Genomic DNA, 18,727 nt, shown 5'->3' with positions numbered 1-18,727 from the left:
GGAGGCCCTATGCCTGGTGAGTCTATGAAACGGCAGTTGATTTGGCTGCGCAGCGACCTGCGTATTGACGATAACAGCGCTCTTGCCGCCGCCACGACTAAAGGCCCGGTGATAGCGGTATTTTTGCGCAGCGCTCCTCAGTGGCAAGATCACGGTCACGGTGCCAATAAACTGGATTTTTGGGCCCGCGGTGTCGCCGACGTTAAAACAGCCCTCAACGGTTTGAATATTCCGCTGCTGCATCGCGATATCGAGCACTATGATCAGGCGCCTGAAGCGCTGCTTGAGATTGCACGCGAGCATGACGTAGAGCAGTTGCACTTCAATCACGAGTACGCGCTCAATGAGCGCCGCCGTGATCAGGCCGTACAGAATGCCTTTAAGCAGGCCGGCATTGCCGCCCATGGTTACCACGATAGCGTGGCGTTTGCCCCCGGCAGTCTATTAACTGGAAAAGGCAACTACTACGGCGTTTTTACACCGTTTTCCAAGGCGTGGCATAAACAAGTCAGCAACGAACAGTTGGCGCTGCGCGATACGCCAAAGGTGCAAACGGCACTGGACATTGAAAGCGATCCACTGCCTGCACTGCCGGAACTCAGTAGCACGCCGATTGATGAACGCCTGTGGCCTGCTGGCGAAAGCGCCGCGGCGGATAATTTGGCGCGTTTTTTGCGTTTTCGTGGCCGCCACTATAAGGCTCAACGCGACCTACCCAAGGTACGCGGCACCAGTGAACTCTCCCCCTATCTAGCACTGGGCATGATCTCCTACCGTCAGTGCTTGCAAGCAATAATGAGCGAAAACGGCGGACACTTAGGCGATGGCGATATCGGCCTGACCACTTGGGTCAATGAGCTGGTGTGGCGGGAATTTTATCAGCACGTCGCGGTTGGTTTTCCCCAGGTGTGCCGCTACCAGCCTTTTCAGGAGCACACAAAGCAGTTGGCTTGGCGCGATGACGACGAAGGCTTTCAAGCTTGGTGCGAAGGACGAACAGGCTTCCCGATTGTCGATGCTGCTATGCGCCAGTTAGTGACAACCGGCTGGATGCACAACCGGCTGCGCATGGTCACGGCAATGTTCTTAAGCAAGCACTTGCTGATTGATTGGCGGCGCGGGGAAGCCTTCTTCATGCAGCATTTAGTGGACGGAGAGTTTTGCGCCAATAACGGCGGCTGGCAGTGGGCAGCCTCGACCGGAACGGATGCCGCTCCCTATTTTCGTATTTTTAACCCCACCACCCAATCCACGCGCTTTGATGCGGAAGGTGAATTTATTGCCCACTGGCTGCCCGAGCTTGCCGAGCTGCCCGCTAAGGCTCGCCATGCACCGCCCCACGATTTACTCACCGATATAAATTATCCGACGCCGGTTGTCGACCACAAGGCGGCACGCCAGCGCGCGCTAGAAGCGTTTAAATCGCTAACCAACTAGTCGTTACTTTTTACTAACGCACTATTTAGCGGGGAGCTTGCTGCGGTGCTGGAGGCATTCTGTGCCTTTCTCAAAAAGCCATACAATATCTGCACATAAAAACTATACGAGGCATATACTGATGCTATTGTTTTTAGCGATCCGCTGCATAAGATTGAAGCGTGCAACGCTTTAGGTATGACGTCTATAATGCTACCGGTCGCTACACCAAATTCTATATTGATCCGCGATAAAGTGCCTCTTACGTGCATTCAGCGGTTTCGGGAAGTAGACTAGCCTAACAACCAATTTGATATTCGGAACGATTCAGTGACCAAGCAACACTCCTTTGATCGCGAAGAACTACTGGCCTGCTCGCGCGGCGAGCTCTTCGGCCCCGGCAATGCTCAGCTCCCGGCTCCTAACATGCTGATGCTTGATCGTATCAAGCACATTCATGAAGAAGGCGGCGACCATGGCAAGGGCGAACTGATCGCCGAGCTGGATATCAGCTCTGACTTGTGGTTTTTTGATTGCCACTTTCCCGGTGATCCTGTCATGCCCGGCTGCTTAGGCCTTGATGCCATGTGGCAATTGGTCGGCTTTTATCTGGGCTGGTTAGGCCACCCAGGCAGAGGCCGTGCGTTAGGTTGCGGCGAAGTTAAGTTCAGCGGACAGATTCTGCCTGACGCTCAAAAAGTGACCTATAGCATTAATATAAAGCGTATTATTACCCGTCGTCTTATTTTGGGTATCGCCGACGGCACCGTATCCGTCGACGGACGCGACATTTACCAGGCTAATGATCTGCGCGTTGGCCTATTCACCTCCACTGCGAATTTCTAAACAGGAGGCTCCCATGCGACGAGTGGTAGTCACTGGTCTGGGCATCGTATCGTGCCTAGGCAACGACCAGCGCCAGGTCCTAGATGCGCTCAAAACTGGGCGTAGCGGCATTCGTTTTAAGGAAGAGTATGCCGAGCATGGCTTCCGAAGCCATGTAGCGGGTAGCGTTGATATTGACCTTGACGCTCTCATTGACCGTAAACTGCGCCGCTTTATGGGCGACGCTGCTGCCTATGCCTATGTTTCGATGGCTCAAGCCATTGAGGATGCAGGGCTCTCTGAGGAGCAGGTTTCTAACGAGCGTACCGGGCTTATTGCTGGTTCTGGCGGTGCTTCAAGCGCTAACCAGGTGGAAGCAGCCGACGTTTTACGTGAAAAAGGCCTGCGCCGGGTTGGTCCTTATCGCGTCACCCGGACAATGGGCAGCACCGTATCTGCCTGCTTGGCAACGCCGTTTAAAATTAAGGGCGTGAACTACTCCATCTCCTCTGCCTGTGCTACATCCGCACACTGTATCGGCAGTGCAATGGAGCAAATTCAGCTAAATAAACAGGATGTGGTGTTTGCTGGTGGCGGCGAAGAGGAGCATTGGACACTCTCGTGCCTATTTGATGCCATGGGTGCCTTGTCTACTCACTACAATGATACGCCTGAGCAAGCCTCGCGCCCTTACGACAATGCCCGCGACGGCTTCGTGATTGCTGGCGGTGGCGGCATGCTGGTGTTGGAAGAACTGGAACATGCCAAAGCGCGCGGCGCCAAGATCTACGGCGAGCTGGTGGGTTACGGCGCGACTTCTGACGGCCACGACATGGTCGCCCCTTCAGGCGAAGGTGCGATGCGCTGCATGCACCAGGCAATGGCAACAGTAGAGGGTAAGATTGATTACATCAACACCCACGGCACTTCCACGCCGGTAGGCGATGTTGCTGAGCTTAAGGCCATCCGAGAAGTATTCGGCAATACTACGCCGGCAATGAGTTCAACTAAATCTCTGACCGGTCATTCGTTAGGCGCTACCGGTGTGCAGGAAGCCATCTATTCGCTGCTGATGATGCAACATAACTTTGTAGCGGCTTCGGCCAACATCACCGATTTAGACGAACAGGCTGATGGTTTTGATATTGTCACCGAGCGCCGCGATGGCGTGACGATAGAGCGCGCCTTGTCCAATAGCTTCGGCTTTGGCGGCACCAATGCGTGTTTAGTCTTCCAGCGGTTTAACGACTAACGCTCGCATGTTAACGACAAAAACGGCGCCCATCGGGCGCCGTTTTTGGCTCAAGGTAAAAGTGCCAAAGATAATAGCTCGGTTTTGCGAGTCAAGATTTACAAGCCAAGCTTTTAGCGAGAAGTTGGCCGTGGCACCTCAGAAATTTCCTGCAACTGCGCTTCAATCCACACCTCGACTTCTGCAAGCACTTCATCGGGCATGCGCCCCGCCGTTTCAATCGGCTTACCAATGCGAACACGCAGCACGCCTGGTCGCTTAACCCAATGGCGCCCAGGCCAGCGCTCGCCTGCGTTATGAGCCACCGGCAACACCGGCACCCCGGCACGGCACGCCACCACGCTGCCGCTTTTGTTATAACGCTTACGAATACCGGGATCTACCCGCGTCCCCTCCGGAAAGATCAGTACCGAAAGCCCCTTTTCTAAACGCTCGACGCCTTGAGTAAGCACTTGCCTCATCGCTCGCGCCGGTTTAGAGCGATCTAAACTAATCGGGCGCAGCAACCGCAAGCCCCACCCAAAAATGGGTAGCCGCAGCAGTTCGCGCTTGAGCACGGTACACACCGGGGGCTTTAGTACCTGCAGAAACACGGTTTCCCATTCGCTCTGGTGGTTGGCCTGAATAACGCAGGGACCACTCGGCAGGTTTTCCCGGCCCTGGATGTCGTAGCGTACACCGCAGGCAAGCCGGAACCAGACCATTAAAAAGTAGTTATATAAGTTCAATAAGCGATAACGGCCTGACAGTGGAAGAAACGGTGCAATGGGCAAAAATAGAATGCCAATCATCAACATGGCAAAAAAGTAGCCGGCATAAAATACCAGGCTGCGAACCACATTTATCAAGCCGATGCTCCTGTGTCACTGACCCGGTTATGCTCACGGGTAAAGCACCATGCATCGATCATACGCCCAGCCTCTAAGCGCCACGGTTTTTGATGTACACCAAACACATCCAATACGCGACGGCAGTTTAAGACGCGGCGCAGCTTAGCATCATGATGGTGTTTAAGTGGCTTCACCTCACCGAGGGCAATCTTTTCGCCACGCCCTTCAAGGTGCGTTAACAGCTGGGTACGCACCATAGAGGTAAACGTAAAGGCGCTGACTGGCTCGGTGCCAGCCAGATGATAGGCACCCCAGGCATTTGCACCACTGGCTTGCTGTTGCAGCATCCCTATCAGCGCCATGGCGACAGCGTCGGCAGAGGTCGGGCAAAAAACCACATCTTCTGCGGCGCGCACCGCCTGCCCGAGCACCAAGTTATCAATAACCTCATTGAGCCACGCGTGACTGCCCTCTAAAGCAAACAGTGGGCCCAAGCGTACGATCAAATGGCGCTGAAATTCTGCGCGAATGCGATTACCGGTCTGCACCAGACGGCGTAAGCTTTCATCGCGTGGTGCAGGTACCACATGCTCATCAATGGGCACTTCCAAACCGTCTTCGTAGAGCTGGTCAGAGACGCACCATATCAGTGCCACGTTTTGAGCAAGGCAAGCCTCCAAGCAGGTTTCCACCGCATCAGCATGCTCTGTCACCTCTGCTGGCGCCATATTCAAGGGGTGCGCCAGCGGTGGAACAATTACCGCGTCAGGAGCGATGGCCTCAAGGCGCGCAGCGGTCATAACCGTGCCTTGCTCAATGATCAACTCGGTATCGGCGCGACGGCTTACTTCCCGGGCCAGTGCCAAACTTAAGCAGTGCCCCGCATCCAATATCAGCAGCTTCAAGACCGCCTCTCCTTGTCAGATCCAAGCCTATGCCGGATAGCTTCTGGCATCCTAGAACGGTAGTGTATTCCTACCCGACACGATTCCCTGGGTGGGTTAGTTGCAAAGCCCGCCAGACAAGCGATTCCGATTATTACTAGCCTAAACGTGCTCAAAGATGTAATCCCCACGTATAGATATTGCATGGCGCCTAGTGTACAGCAGCCAAGTTTTTGAAACTATTTAACTGTTGCAACTTTACCAATTGCTGGAAAAGGTACAGATTTTTGCTTACATGTCATCTTGCGGTGACACTCAGAGATGTCTCTTGTCCCCTCATTGGCTCCAGCCATTCGATAGCACCTCCGCCTGCTTGAGAACCAGCTCCACCGCTTCCGCGGATTTGTCGGGCGGGTATTTGTAGCGTTGCAGCGTGCGGCGCACTAGAATCCTCAGCTTCGCCCGTACGCTTTCCCGCGCCTGCCAATCGACGGTGGTAGATTTGCGTAGCTTTTCCGTGATCTCAACGGCGATGGCTTTCAGGATTTCGTCGCCCAGCTCACGCACCGCACTTTCGTTGCTGGCCAGGGCGTCGTAAAAGGCGACCTCGTCCGAGTTCAGGCCAAGAGCGGCATCACGCTCCAACTCCGCCTGAAACTGCTTGGCCATGGCGATCAGCTCTTCAATGACCTGCGCCGTTTCAATGCCCCGGTTGTTGTACCGACGCAGGGTTTCCTGCAAACGGTCCGCATACTTCTTCTCTTGAACAACGTTGTTGCGGGTCTTGGCTTTGATGTCATCTTTGAGCAGCTTTTCTAAGAGCTCCACGGCGAAGTTCTTATAGGGCATCTGGCGAACGTCTTCCAAAAATTCGTCAGAGAGCAGGCCGATATTGGGCTTGTCCAAGCCGCATAAAGCAAAGACATCGGTAACACCTTCGGAGACCAGCGCATTATCCAAAATCTGCTTGAGGGCGGTATTCTTCTCTTCCTCGGTGAGCTTCTTGTCAACGCTGGTGAACTTGGTGATGGCGGTCTTCACCTGGGATAGGAACGCTACCTCTTTCTGCAGGTCTTGCGCTGCATCGAGAGTCGCACACAGGGAAAACGCTTTATTCATGGCCAGGACAGTATCCAGGAAGCGTTTCTTGCCATCTTCAAGGCTAAGCACGTAGTTTGCGGTGGGTATCAACCATTTGTGTGGTTCAGTATCGAAGCCTCGGTAGTCAAAGCCGTTGCCTTTTGGACCGGGGGCGAACATGCCGTGGATGATATCCAGCTTTTCTACCAGGATGGCGTAGGCCTCTTCGGCGCTATGGGTAGGCGTTCCCTTACCCTTGGCGTCGGTGTAGGTTTTCAGAGCCTGTTTGAGCTCATTGGCAATGCCGATGTAGTCCACCACCAAGCCACCGGGTTTGTCTTTGAACACACGGTTGACCCGGGCAATGGCCTGCATGAGGTTGTGGCCCTTCATAGGCTTGTCTACGTACATTGTGTGACAGCAAGGCGCATCGAAGCCAGTGAGCCACATATCCCGCACGATCACCAATTTGAGCGGGTCGTTGACGTCTTTAAAGCGTTTTTCAAACCGCTTTTTGGTTTTCTTATTGTAAACGTGCGGCTGTAGCAATGCCCGGTCAGAGGCAGAACCAGTCATGACAACCTTGATCGCGCCTTTCTCTGGGTCATCATCGTGCCACTCCGGCCGCAGCTCAACCAACGCGTTATAGAGATGCACCGCGATTTCCCGACTCATGGCCACGATCATGGCTTTGCCCGTGATGGTGCTGGAACGGGTTTCAAAGTGGTTTACCAAGTCTTCTGCTACCTGTTGTAAGCGCGGGCCAGCACCTACCAGTTTTTCTAAACGACTCCACTCGCCCTTAGTTTTTTCGCGGCTGCCAACGTCCTCCTCGTCTTCCACCACTTCTTCGACCTGGGCCGACAGTTCTTCGATCTGGTCACGGTTGATGTCCAGTTTGGCCAAACGCGACTCATAGAAGATAGGCACCGTCGCCCCATCATCAACAGCATCTTGAATGTCGTAGATGGAGACGTAATCGCCAAACACGGCGCGGGTGTCTTTGTCTTCGCTTTCAATAGGGGTGCCAGTGAAACCAATGAACGAGGCGTTAGGCAGCGCATCTCGCATATGGCGGGCGTAACCAAATTTGTAGGTGCCGTCTTTCTTGAGGGTGGCTTTCAAGCCGTACTGGCTACGGTGGGCCTCATCGGAGATCACCACAATGTTGTGTCGATCGTTCAGTATTGGGTGGCCAGACTCATCATTCAGCAAAGCAAACTTCTGCACCGTGGTGAAGATAATACCGCCAGACTCCCTCTCCGAAAGCAGCTGACGCAAGGTATCCCGATCATCCGCCTGCACCGGCTCCTGCTTGAGCAATTCTCGGGCGGCGCTAAAGGTGGCGAACAGTTGGCCATCCAGATCGTTGCGGTCGGTCACTACGATAAGGGTGGGGTTATTCATTTCTGGCTGTTGCAGCAGCTTGCCGGCGTAACAACACATAGAAATGCTCTTACCCGATCCCTGGGTGTGCCACACCACCCCGGCTCTCTTGCTGCCAAGATGCACTTTATCGCCATAGACCGCACGTCTCTCTCTGGTATGGAAGCCTTGTTCCGGTGCCTGGGCGGCAATTACAGTGGCCCGCACCGCCTCACGCACCGCATGAAATTGATCTGGCAACAGTTTTCCGGACACTTTTTTAAGCGGCTGCACGTAGCCTCGATTCATAGTCCGCTGGACTCATATAGTCGTTGCTGGAGTGCAGCCGCACCCGATTATAAAATACCTCGATATACTCGAAGATCGCCTGCCTCGCTTCCTCTCGCGTCTTAAAGTCCTCGTGATACACCAACTCGGTCTTTAGAGTATGAAAGAAGCTTTCTGACGGGGCGTTGACGCTCCTATGTCAAACGGCCTCTCGTAATTTGCCAAGATCTTCCATTATCAAGGGAAATAGCTCGCGGACAATATATCGTTTCAGGCAACGATGAATTTCCTTGGAGGTCAGTCCTTCCGCCGTTCGGCGATCGACATAAGCACGGGTCCGAGGATCGCTTCGCATTCTGACCATGGCTATGGTCCACAAGGCATTGTTAGCAGCTCGGCTACCGCCTCGATTTAAGCGGTGCCTTATCGTTTTGCCTGAAGAGGCAGGCAAAGGATTTACACCGCAAAGAGCAGCCAAGGCAGCCTCATTTGTTAAGCGCTCAGGATTGTCTCCCGCAACGGATAAAAGAACGGCCGCCGTATGAGGACCTACGCCAAAGCGGCTTCGCAAATTCTGCGCATGTTTTTGAGTCAGAGCCTCTAACTGCTTATCGAGTTGTTCTAATTCGGTAGCTAGCGTTAACCATCGCTTGGCAAGCGCCTTGAGCGTCGATGCTAGTGTTTGCAAGAGAGCACTATCCCCTAAGCTGCGAACTCTCGCACACGCTTTCACGCACTCATTCGTTTTCGCTCTCCACAGCTTCTCACGGACTTCCTGAGGCGCACTCACCAATAGCGCTCGCAATTGATTGATAGCTTGCGTTTTGGCTTTTACAGCGCTGCGCCTGGCAACTGATACGATACGCATCGCTTCACAAGCGCCTGATTGCTGTTTGGGTATAGCAGTCGCTACACCTGACAATACCGACCTGGCAGCATTTTCAGCATCAGTTGGGTCAGACTTGCCTTTTTGCCGCCGATTCGATCTATCAGGGCGATTAACTTCAAAGACAGTGATTTCATAATCAATCAAAAAACGGCAAAGCCCCGCGCCGTAAGTACCTGTTCCTTCAACACCTGCACGAGTCAGGGTGCCAAACAACGACGACCAGCTTAATAGTTCGGCATAACCTGCTGCATTAGCAGACACAGAGCGAGTTCCAAGTAATTGACCTAGCTCGTTAATAACCACACCGACATGAATATCTAAATGTGTATCTACACCGAGAATAAGTGCTTGCTGCGATTCCACGTTCATGGGACACCTCTTCAGCTACGGCATATTCCCAATCTCAATCGCAGGACAGGACACTCACGGTGCAGAACAAAGCTCCTATTAGGTCACAAACGCTGAGCCCGGGAAGTTTCGGGGAACATCAACACTGGCCGACAGGTCAATGCAAAGGCAATTAAGCCAATCCCAGCACGGGTCAGGCCAGTGCGATGCTCACAAGAATAGTAGATTGAGTGTCCCAACAGTTACCCTTGCGGCTCATGCTGCACTTGAACTCATGCTGCTTGAGCAAGCCCTGGAAACTATCCGAGGCATACTGGCTGCCACGGTCACTGTGAACCAGCAGACCGGCTGCTGGCCGACGCTTAAAGATCGCCATGGTCAGCGCGTCGTTCACCAACGCTGCCGGCATCCGGCTATCCATGGACCATCCGACGACCGCTCGTGAGCAAAGGTCAATGAAGACGGCTAGGTACAGCCAGCCCTCCCGTGTCGAGATATAGGTGATATCACCGACATAAGCCTGATCAGGCTCTGATGCCGTGAAGTTACGATTCAGCAGGTTCGCGGCTACCGGCTTGTTATGCTTTGAATTGGTCGTCGCTTTGAACTTGCGCCGCATCTTGCACTCAAGGCCCTCTTCACCCATCAATCGACCGATTCGACGGCGGCTGACGGTTTCTCCGTCTTCAGCCAGTTGCTTTTGAATACGCCGTGTTCCATAGGTTGAGCGGCTTTTTTTATGATGTTCACGAATACTGGCCTTCAACGCCTGATCATCCCGGACTCGCTGGCTGGACGGTCTAGTTCGCCACTCGTAATAGCCACTGCGAGAGACTTCAAACACTCGGCACATCAGGGCAGTGCTGAACGTGCCCCGATGCTCCTCGATGAAGCCGTACCTCAGTTCGATTCTTTGGCGAAGAAGGCCGCCGCCTTTTTTAACAGTTCCCGCTCTTCCTTCAGCCGAGCATTCTCACGCCGGAGTTGCTTCAACTCTTCATATAGGTGCTTGTCGTCAACCGCACTACTCGAATCACTCGTCTGCTTGCCATGGAATTTATCGATCCAAGTATGCAGCGTGTTGACGTTAACGCCCAACTCGCGCGCCGACTGGGCGATCGGTTGATCGGATTCCACCGCTAGTTTGACGGCGGCTTCTTTAAACTCGGCTGTATACGAATTGCTTTTTTTCTGACTCATGGCACACACCTTGATGGGCAGATAATATTATCTGCGTCTGTGTGTCCGGGAAACTATAACCACTTCAGTGGGCTTGTGGTTGCATTACGGCTTACCCATCATCAGACGGAGTGGGTCGTAGACCATGACTTCCCGCCCATGTTGGTTTCGCACGATGTTCCGCGTTCGGACCAAGCCCCGACTGCCCTTGCTCTCTTGCCGAATATCGAGAACCTCGATTTCGACCTCCAGCGTGTCGCCAGCCTGCACAGGCCCCTTGATGTCGAGCGAGGACAACCCAAGGAACGCTAGTCCCGTTTCCTGTGCGGTGGCATTGAGCGACAGCGCCTCAGCTACCGAAAAAACTAGCGCACCCGGGGATGGCTCGCCTTTAATAGCGCCGTCGCTCCGCCGGTACTCGGCGTTGGTGAACAGGATTTCGATCATCCCGGCTAGGCCCACGAAGGTACTGATATCGGCCGATGTGATCGTCCGCCCGTAAGTCAGGTATCTCTCTCCAGTCATCAGCTCTTGCCAAAAAAAGCCGCGTCCCAAGCGTTTTGGCATGTTGTTCATGTCGCACCTCCGTATTGCTTCGACAGTTTCAAGACGCGGGCGGCTCGCTTCAGATGCGGCATGTCGATCATCTGGCCATTGATGCTGACCGCGCCGACGTCGGGGTTCTTCCCCAGTTCGACGATAATTCGCTCGGCCATATCAATTTCCTCTGTTGTTGGTAGAAACGAGCGGTTGATAATCGGCACCTGGTTGGGATGGATGGCCATCTTGCCCGTGAAGCCATCACGGCGGGCAGCATTGCACTCGGCCTCCAGCCCTTCCAGGTCACGTGTCGCCGTCCACACGGTGTCGATCGGCTGGCATCCCGCCCGGACGGCGCCGGTCAGCATCAGGTTGCGGGCCAGCGCGAAGGGGCCTGTCAGCGTGCCGGTCTCGTCGCGGGTTGCCGAGCTACCCAGGTTGGCCGACAAGTCCTCGGCCCCCCAAGCCATACCATAAAGAGCCTCCTCCAGTCCGCCGTAGCTCCCAAGTCCAAAGAGCGAACCTGCGGTCTCGGTGGCAATCGCCAGGATCGGTGGGCAGCCGGTTCCGGCCATACGCATCAGCTGCCGAACCGTATCCCCGCTTTCGGATTTCGGTAAGACAAGCCCGTCTGCGCCGCCCGCCAGCGCAACGGCGATGTCATCCTCGCAATGATCGCTGGTCACCGGGTTCACGCGCACCCAGACCCTGGATGTGCGATGGAGGGTTGCCAATGCGCTGGCAACAGCCTTACGCGCCTCCGCCTTCTTCTGTGGTGAAACGGAGTCCTCAAGATCCAAGATGATGGCATCAGCGTCGGCGCGCGCAGCCTTCTCCATCATATCGGGGCGATTGCCGGGAACGAAGAGCCAGGAGCGCATCAGATGGTGCCCTCCGCTTCGGGCCGCGCCCGCATGAGCGCCGTGCGACGGCATGAAGCGACGAGCGTATCATCCTGTTTGTAGGCACGATGCTCGAACTCGACAATCCCTTTTCCTGTATGAGACCTGGACGCGCGCGCCGAAACGACCTCGGTCTCCACCCGCAGACTGTCTCCGTGAAAGAGTGGTGCGGGGAACTTCACGTCGGTCATACCGAGGTTGCCGATCGTGGTACCGAGTGTTGTTTCGTGGACTGAAATACCTATCATGATGCCCAGGGTCAGAAGTGAATTGACCAGCGGCTGGCCCCATTCGGTGACAGCCGCAAAGTGCCGGTCGATGTGCAGCGGCTGCGGATTCATGGTCTGCGTGGAAAAGAACATGTTGTCGGCCTCGGTTACGGTCCGCGTGATCGCGTGATGGATGACCTGCCCTTCGTTGAACTCCTCAAGCCATAGTCCCGCCATATCATGCCTCCCCTGTCTTGATGGAACTGCGCACCACACCGCGGGAAATCAGCTCCTGCGCCTCATGGTCATCGTAGCCAAGCTCGCCCAGAAGCTGCAGGCTGTTCTCGCCGAGCAACGGGGCCCGCCGGTCGGGTGCCACACCGGCTCCGCGAACCCGCACTGGCTGTGGCACCGACCGCACTCGGCCAGGAGTATCATCTGTCGCATCGAAGAACCCGACCGCCTGAAGGTGCGGGTCGGTCAACAGGTCTTCCAGCGTACTGACCCGCGAATGGGGCACATCAAGCCGTTCGAAGGTCGTCAGCCATTCCTCGGTCGTGCGCTCCGGCATGGCCTGGCTAAGAATTTCGTACATGTCGCTAACGCGACTCGAGCGTGTGGAGTCACTCTGAAACCACTCCTGCTCGAAGACATCTTCTCGGCCGATTTCTGTGAGCGTTCGGCGCCAGTGCGCCTCGTTATAGGGCAACACCGCTACCCAGCCATCGGAAGTGCGAAACGGGCGGCGATACCGATTGAGCAGCCGCTGATAGCCGGGCTTGGCTTTCTCGTCGAAAGAGGCAGCTGCCAGGTGTTCGGTCATCACGAAGGAACTCATGACCTCAAACATAGGGACCTCTAGTTCAACGCCGCGGCCGGTCTGAGCTTTATTGTAAAGCGCAGCCGTAATCGCGTTGGCGGCATAGAGCGCAGCGATCTTGTCACCGATCACCCCAGGCACGTAGGCAGGATCAGAGCCGGTATAGGTCGGCAACTGCGCGATACCCGAGGCAGCCTGGATCACATCATCGTAGGCCGGCCGATCGGCATAGGGACCGTCACTACCAAAACCGATGGCAGAACAGTAGATGAGTCCCGGATTGAGCTCGTGAAGCGTTGCAGCATCAAGGCCCAATCGCTCAATCGCCTTGGTCCGCATATTGTGCACAAAGACGTCCGCCTCAACGATCAGACGGCGTATGACTTCACGACCTTCCTCCGATTTCAGATTAACGGCCAGGCTCTGCTTGTTGCGGTTACAGTTCACGAACATCGAGCTTTCGCCCGTCGCCGAACGAGGCTCTACCTGGCGAGCCAGGTCTCCGCTCGGTGCTTCGACCTTGATGACATCGGCACCAAAATCGGCCAGCATCTGCCCGACCATGGGCCCTAGCACGATGGTGGTGAGCTCGACAACTCGAACGCCATTCAAAAGATCCAGCACACGAACCTCCTTATCTTGATAGACGGCGGCAGTATTGCCGCCGTCGTTATGGTTCTTTCGATCAGGTACCTTCGGCACGCTGCATCTCGACTTGCTCACGGAAAGCCGATAGAGCCTCACTGCCTTTCTTGCCACGGCTGTCGAGCGTCTCCGCCCAGTCCTGCGCAACGTTTTCAAAGGATGCGTTCAACCTCGCTGTTTCCTCCTCGGAGAGGTCGAAGATGGTTGCCCCCTTTTCAGCCATTTCGGTCGATAGTGCTTTCTCAGCTTCGTCGAAGGCGGAACAGGCGCTTTCTGTGACGTCCCGACCGACTCGGGTCAGCACTTCCTGGATGTCCTCGGGGAGGCTATTCCACTTGTTCTCAGAAATCGCGTAGGTAATGCCTACGCTGCCGAAGTTAGCGTTCTTAGTGGCTGAGCCAACGATCTGGTCGAGACTGTAGGAGAAGACCGAAGCGAACGGCAAGAGCGCGCCATCGATTGTTCCTTTGGTTATTGCGTCGAAGATCTCAGGCGGTGACATTCGTACAGGGACCGCCTCTACGGATTGCAGCGACAGTTCCATAGCGCCTGGGTTCGATCGCATCTTCATACCTTCGAAATCCTCGAGCGTCTCCACGTCCGCACGCTTGGAAAAAATGGCTTGGTAAGGCGATAGAGCAACGTTGTAAAGCACACGGACCCCATTGGGCTGGAATTCCAGCTCGTCGAGCATACCGCCGGGTTGCACCAAGTTGCGAAAAGCCAACGTACCTTCGCAAGACGATTGGATCTCACCCGGCAATTCGACGACACCGCCTAACGGCATTTTCTCGGAGACATAGGACGGCACTACATAGCCGATATCGGCTATGCCCGCTTGAGTGACGGACAGGATATCCTTGGCTTTGGCCAGTTGTTGAGCTGGATAGTGTTCAAAGGCAACGCGGTCGCCAAGTTCCTCTTGCACACGCTCCATGAATACATCGGTGGTATGCTGCGTGATAATATGGTCAGCGGGTAAGCTGTCCGCGATCTTAAGCGTGACCTCCTGGGCCATCGACGGCGCAGCTGCGATAGCCGCCAAGAGCGTTATAGTAGTAGGGACGAGTTTCATGGTTATCTCCTCTTGGGATTATTTTTGGAATAACAGGGTCTTTCAGCACTCTATACGTGCCCCTTCTTCATAGGGCGGCGCATAACAGATCAGAACGCGCACAGGCGTGTCACCGGTGGCAGTGAATGTATGCGGCATGTTAGCCGCGAAGAAGCAACTCTCGCCGGGTCCGATCTCCTGCTCGTAGTCACCTATCGTCACACGGGCCCGGCCCTCCAGCATCCAGCAAAACTGGTCGATGCCGGGATGAAAGTGCGGTGTCGCCCCCTGTCCCGGCTCGATGCGGCCGATCAGCACTTCCATTTGTGTGGCCCCCGTCTCCGATGAGACGAGCCGGCGATTCACTGTGCCTTTATGACCGCTAGGGCAATAAGGCTCTGCCTTTTCCTCGGTCATGAAGAAGACCGACGGGGCAAGTGCGGCAGCTTTAGTACGTGTCATGGTGTATTCCCATTCAGTTATTGATGGTTCCGGGCAGCCACAGCACCAGTTGTGGGAAGGCCACAAGAAGCGCGATGATGATGAGATGGGTGAGTACATGTGGCGCGACGCCACGAAAAATTTCGGACAGCGGTCGTTCCGCGTAGCGTGCTACCACGAAGATGTTCATGCCTAAAGGCGGCGTGATCATCCCTACCTCAGCCGAAACTACTACGAGCACACCGAACCACACCGGATCGAACCCCAAACTGACGACCGCAGGTGCCATTACCGGCACGGTAAGAATCAAAATGGCAAGCTGATCCATGAAGCAGCCCAGCACGAGGTAGAACAGAATGATTCCGGCTATTATCACGTAGGGCGAGACTTCCAGTGTGGTAATCCAGTCGACGAATTGAGGGGTTATCTGGCCCAATGTCAGGACGTATCCGAAGATGTGGGCCCCGATGATGATCAGGAAGATCATGCAAGTTGCCCGTACCGAGCGAGAGAGAGCGCCCCAGACGCTGGCCCAAGTGAGTTTGCGGAAGGCTACCGCTATTACGAAGGCACCGAAGGCCCCCAGCCCCGCTGCTTCGGTGGGTGTGGCGATACCCAGATAGATCGATCCGGTGACACATGCCAGCAGCACCAACATCGGGCCAATTTCTCGCAGAGCATAGAGCTTGTCGCGCATAGGCCAGGGCTTCGCCGCAGGAGCAATGGAAGGATCCCGCGCCATCAAAACGTAAATCGTCGCGATGATGCCAATTGTCACGAGAATGCCGGGTATGACACCACCGATGAGCAGGGAGGCAATGTTCTCCTCAACGATGATTCCATACAGTACCAAGGCGATCGAAGGCGGTATCAGCATCGCAAGCGTGCCGGACACCGCCACAACTCCCGAAGAAAACTTGGCCTCGTAACCGGCCCGACGCATGGCCGGAATCGAAGTGGAGGAAAGTGCCGCCGCGGACGCGGTTGAGGAGCCGGAAATTGCTCCGAAGCCGGCACCAGCCAGCGCCGTCGCGACTGCGAGACCGCCGGGCAACCGACCGACCCATATGGTAATCGCCTTGAACATGCGATCGGCGATACCACTGACGATGACAAATTCAGCCATCAGGATGAATAGGGGGACGGCAATCAGTTCGTAGCTGTTGGTGGTCGAAAGCGGCGTGGTTGCTAGTACAGATAAGGCACTATTGAAGCCAACCATGGCTATCATTCCGATCATACCCGAGAAGGCCAGCGCCAATCCGACAGGAACACCAATAATCAGCAATAAAAGAAGACCGAGAACAACGAGCAGAGATATCATACGGCCTCTTCCTCATGCTTATAATGTTCGTTCATGGATGGACTCCGCCCCGTGATTACAGCTTGGCTAGCAAGCACTAGACGGCTGAGGCAGATCAGCACCATTGCCAACGAGCCGACCGGCACTAGTACATAGCTGAGCCACGCGGGCCAAGGGATGATGCTGGCGATGCGTTCGCTGTTAGCAAAACTTATCCACGCGCGATCCCAAGACACCCAAACCAGAAGCACGAAAATGAAAAAGCCGATTATTGCTCCTACGAGATCGGTCAGGGCGCGTAACCGAATTGGGAGTTTCAGAACAAGAAGATCAACCGCCAAGTGCTCGTTGCGCCAATAGGTCGGTCCAACACCAAAGAAGAACAGCGCAGGAGTCAGATAAAGAATCACGACATCATGTGAAAAAAAGAGTGGTTTGCCGATTCCATAGCGTAGGGAGACATCGGCCACCACCAGCAGCGTCAGCGATGCTATTGCCACGACAGCCACTGCCGTAAAAGCCGTATCAACTTTCTGCATGAATGTGCGGATCATTTTTCACCTCCGCGTTTGTCGATTTGGGCATAAATAGCATCGATCGTTCGGCCCAGCGCGGCAGCGATTTCCTCATGACGGCCTTCCATGCGATAGTTCGGCCCTGCCACCGACAGCCCTATTTTCTGCCCGACCACTTCTAGCAGCATGCCCACGCCGGAAACCTCGGGCGTGAACTCGGTAGCGTTCAGGAACCAACCACGGCGGCGACTTTCCGTGATTGTGCGAAACAACTCATCGGGATCAGTGATGGAATGGCTGGCAGCCTCTGAATAGTCCATCGCCTCCAGCTCGGCCCTTAAATCGTCATCCGGCAGGGCAGACAGAATCGCCTTACCCGAAGAAATGGCATAGACCGGCCGACGCTCACCGGCATATGCCGAATAGCGGACTCCCTTCGTGGATACCAGCGTGTCGAGATAAACGACCTCGTTACCGTCACGAGCAGCCAGTAGCACTGTCTCCCCAGTCTCAGATCGAAGATCAGCCATGTGATCCGATACCATTTTAAGAACCGGGTCACCGTCCAAGATACACTGGCTGACATCGAACATCCGGCGCGTCGGGTAGAACCCCCCGCGGCGCCGGATCTCATACAAGTAACCGTGCTCGCGCAGCGTACTGACCAAATTGCTAGTACTTGACATCGGAAGCGACAACGCGGCCGCCATCTGGGTCAAGGTCGCCGGAGCTTGCTCCACCGAAAAAAACTCGAAGAACCGGAGCACGTTTTCCACTTGTCTAACTGACATGCATATTTCTCCCCTCGCCCGACCCATCCCTGAATCATTTTAAATATTCATCATTCAGAATAATTATTCACATATAAGAAATAAACCCCTATTGAGGCACTGTCAAGTATATTGTAGTGGCATAGTGAATTTGGCCACCTAATTAGAGGTGCTAATATGCACCAAGACATCACTAGGTGGCAGCATGGCAACAAGACCAAAACGTAACTTTAGCCCTGAATTCCGGCTCGAAGCAGCACAGCTAGTCGTTGATCAAAACTATACAGTTAGAGAAGCGGCTGAAGCCATGAATGTGGGGTATTCGAGCATGGATAAATGGGTTCGTCAGTTACGCCAAGAGCGTGATGGCCAAAGCCCTAAAGCAACGCCCATGACACCCGATCAGCTCAGGATTCGCGAGCTTGAAAAGCGCATCCGTGACATTGAGATGGAAAAAGACATCCTAAAAAAGGCTACCGCTCTCTTGATGTCGGACTCCCTGAACACTTCTCGCTAATCGAGAAACTCAAGACGAGCTACCCGGTAAAAAAACTGTGTGACGTGTTTGGCGTGCATCGCAGCAGCTTTAAATACTGGAGACAACGTTCAAAAAGACCTGTGTGTGCCACGAAGACTAAGGAAATAGCCAAGGTCAGAGAGCTCTTTCGCGAGAGCGAAGGCTCTGCAGGGGCGCGCAGCATCGCAGAGATGGCGACAAGGCAGGATGTGCCGTTAAGTCGCTATCGCGCTGGCCGCCTGATGGAAAAGCTTGGCCTAATTAGCTGCCAAGTGCCTGGGCACACCTACAAGAAAACAGGTGATGAGCATGTTGAGATACCGAACCACTTAGAGCGACAGTTTAACGTCGAGACACCCGACCAGGTTTGGTGTGGCGACGTCACGTATATCTGGACTGGCAATCGTTGGGCTTATCTAGCCGTTGTCATGGATTTATTTGCTAGGAAAGCGGTCGGCTGGGCAATGTCGTTATCACCCGATAGCGAGCTCACCAGCAGTGCATTAAAAATGGCTTATGAGAGTCGTGGGCGGCCAAAAGGGGTTATGTTCCACAGTGATCAGGGCAGTCATTATACGAGCCGTAAGTACCGCCAAACGCTTTGGAAATGTCAGATAAAACAAAGTCTAAGCCGACGTGGGAACTGCTGGGATAC

18 protein-coding genes and 2 pseudogenes are annotated in these 18,727 nt (G+C 54.7%); 4 read left to right on the top strand and 16 right to left on the bottom strand.

What is annotated here, in order from left to right; translation table 11 throughout:
- Positions 1 to 24 precede the first annotated feature (24 nt).
- The 3 genes from phrB to fabB all read left to right on the top strand — a co-directional run bounded on the left by phrB (position 25) and on the right by fabB (position 3,493).
- Positions 25 to 1,437, top strand: a complete 1,413-nt coding sequence (gene phrB / locus ACQE2I_RS00505) for a deoxyribodipyrimidine photo-lyase (RefSeq protein WP_427031363.1) — start codon at positions 25 to 27, stop codon at positions 1,435 to 1,437.
- Between the two features lie 309 nt (positions 1,438 to 1,746).
- A complete protein-coding gene (gene fabA, locus ACQE2I_RS00500; RefSeq protein WP_427029565.1) occupies positions 1,747 to 2,262 on the top strand; it encodes a 3-hydroxyacyl-[acyl-carrier-protein] dehydratase FabA in 516 nt (171 codons plus the stop codon).
- A 13-nt stretch (positions 2,263 to 2,275) separates the two neighbouring features.
- Positions 2,276 to 3,493, top strand: coding sequence for a beta-ketoacyl-ACP synthase I (gene fabB / locus ACQE2I_RS00495; RefSeq protein WP_427029564.1), 1,218 nt, complete (start codon positions 2,276 to 2,278; stop codon positions 3,491 to 3,493).
- Between the two features lie 113 nt (positions 3,494 to 3,606).
- Here the strand turns inward: fabB and ACQE2I_RS00490 are convergent, their stop codons facing one another.
- The 16 genes and pseudogenes from ACQE2I_RS00490 to ACQE2I_RS00415 all read right to left on the bottom strand — a co-directional run bounded on the left by ACQE2I_RS00490 (position 3,607) and on the right by ACQE2I_RS00415 (position 17,576).
- Positions 3,607 to 4,341 (bottom strand): lysophospholipid acyltransferase family protein, encoded by a 735-nt coding sequence (locus ACQE2I_RS00490; RefSeq protein WP_427029562.1) that lies wholly within the window; start codon positions 4,339 to 4,341, stop codon positions 3,607 to 3,609.
- Positions 4,338 to 5,228 (bottom strand): sugar nucleotide-binding protein, encoded by an 891-nt coding sequence (locus tag ACQE2I_RS00485; protein ID WP_427029561.1) that lies wholly within the window; start codon positions 5,226 to 5,228, stop codon positions 4,338 to 4,340. Before ACQE2I_RS00485 ends, ACQE2I_RS00490 begins: the two co-directional genes overlap by 4 nt.
- A gap of 315 nt (positions 5,229 to 5,543) precedes the next feature.
- Complete coding sequence (locus tag ACQE2I_RS00480; RefSeq protein WP_427029560.1) at positions 5,544 to 7,961, bottom strand: type I restriction endonuclease subunit R; 2,418 nt, start codon at positions 7,959 to 7,961, stop codon at positions 5,544 to 5,546.
- Positions 7,933 to 8,127 (bottom strand): annotated as a pseudogene (locus tag ACQE2I_RS00475) (IS3 family transposase); the annotation flags it as partial. The gene ACQE2I_RS00480 and the pseudogene ACQE2I_RS00475, both read right to left, overlap by 29 nt.
- Positions 8,128 to 8,139: 12 nt before the next feature.
- Positions 8,140 to 9,198, bottom strand: a complete 1,059-nt coding sequence (locus tag ACQE2I_RS00470) for an IS110 family transposase (protein WP_427029549.1) — start codon at positions 9,196 to 9,198, stop codon at positions 8,140 to 8,142.
- Between the two features lie 172 nt (positions 9,199 to 9,370).
- On the bottom strand, positions 9,371 to 10,066 hold the full coding sequence (locus tag ACQE2I_RS00465) for an IS3 family transposase (RefSeq protein ID WP_427031362.1): 696 nt from the start codon (positions 10,064 to 10,066) through the stop codon (positions 9,371 to 9,373).
- An 11-nt stretch (positions 10,067 to 10,077) separates the two neighbouring features.
- Positions 10,078 to 10,377, bottom strand: coding sequence for a transposase (locus ACQE2I_RS00460; RefSeq protein ID WP_427029559.1), 300 nt, complete (start codon positions 10,375 to 10,377; stop codon positions 10,078 to 10,080).
- 84 nt (positions 10,378 to 10,461) lie between these two features.
- On the bottom strand, positions 10,462 to 10,932 hold the full coding sequence (locus ACQE2I_RS00455) for a MaoC family dehydratase (RefSeq protein WP_427029558.1): 471 nt from the start codon (positions 10,930 to 10,932) through the stop codon (positions 10,462 to 10,464).
- Entirely contained in the window at positions 10,929 to 11,777 is an 849-nt protein-coding gene (locus ACQE2I_RS00450) for an HpcH/HpaI aldolase/citrate lyase family protein (protein ID WP_427029557.1), read from the bottom strand. Before ACQE2I_RS00450 ends, ACQE2I_RS00455 begins: the two co-directional genes overlap by 4 nt.
- Positions 11,777 to 12,244: a MaoC family dehydratase gene (locus ACQE2I_RS00445; RefSeq protein WP_427029556.1), complete on the bottom strand. Its 468-nt coding sequence runs from the start codon at positions 12,242 to 12,244 to the stop codon at positions 11,777 to 11,779. Before ACQE2I_RS00445 ends, ACQE2I_RS00450 begins: the two co-directional genes overlap by 1 nt.
- A gap of 1 nt (position 12,245) precedes the next feature.
- Positions 12,246 to 13,529: a CaiB/BaiF CoA transferase family protein gene (locus ACQE2I_RS00440; RefSeq protein ID WP_427029555.1), complete on the bottom strand. Its 1,284-nt coding sequence runs from the start codon at positions 13,527 to 13,529 to the stop codon at positions 12,246 to 12,248.
- Positions 13,513 to 14,547 (bottom strand): TRAP transporter substrate-binding protein DctP, encoded by a 1,035-nt coding sequence (gene dctP / locus ACQE2I_RS00435; protein ID WP_427029554.1) that lies wholly within the window; start codon positions 14,545 to 14,547, stop codon positions 13,513 to 13,515. Before dctP ends, ACQE2I_RS00440 begins: the two co-directional genes overlap by 17 nt.
- A gap of 42 nt (positions 14,548 to 14,589) precedes the next feature.
- Entirely contained in the window at positions 14,590 to 14,988 is a 399-nt protein-coding gene (locus ACQE2I_RS00430; RefSeq protein WP_427029553.1) for a cupin domain-containing protein, read from the bottom strand.
- A 13-nt stretch (positions 14,989 to 15,001) separates the two neighbouring features.
- Positions 15,002 to 16,291 (bottom strand): TRAP transporter large permease, encoded by a 1,290-nt coding sequence (locus ACQE2I_RS00425; RefSeq protein WP_427029552.1) that lies wholly within the window; start codon positions 16,289 to 16,291, stop codon positions 15,002 to 15,004.
- On the bottom strand, positions 16,288 to 16,824 hold the full coding sequence (locus ACQE2I_RS00420) for a TRAP transporter small permease (protein WP_427029551.1): 537 nt from the start codon (positions 16,822 to 16,824) through the stop codon (positions 16,288 to 16,290). Before ACQE2I_RS00420 ends, ACQE2I_RS00425 begins: the two co-directional genes overlap by 4 nt.
- The gene (locus ACQE2I_RS00415; protein ID WP_427029550.1) at positions 16,821 to 17,576 is read right to left on the bottom strand and encodes an IclR family transcriptional regulator; all 756 of its coding nucleotides are present in this window, start codon (positions 17,574 to 17,576) and stop codon (positions 16,821 to 16,823) included. Before ACQE2I_RS00415 ends, ACQE2I_RS00420 begins: the two co-directional genes overlap by 4 nt.
- A gap of 184 nt (positions 17,577 to 17,760) precedes the next feature.
- Between ACQE2I_RS00415 and ACQE2I_RS00410 the strand changes: the two are divergent.
- Positions 17,761 to 18,725, top strand: a pseudogene (locus tag ACQE2I_RS00410) (IS3 family transposase); the annotation flags it as partial.
- Positions 18,726 to 18,727: the final 2 nt, after the last annotated feature.

Origin of the sequence: Halomonas sp. H2 (genome assembly GCF_050215315.1) — a bacterium.
GTDB lineage: Bacteria > Pseudomonadota > Gammaproteobacteria > Pseudomonadales > Halomonadaceae > Vreelandella.
This window is presented reverse-complemented; position numbering and strand designations above follow the sequence as displayed.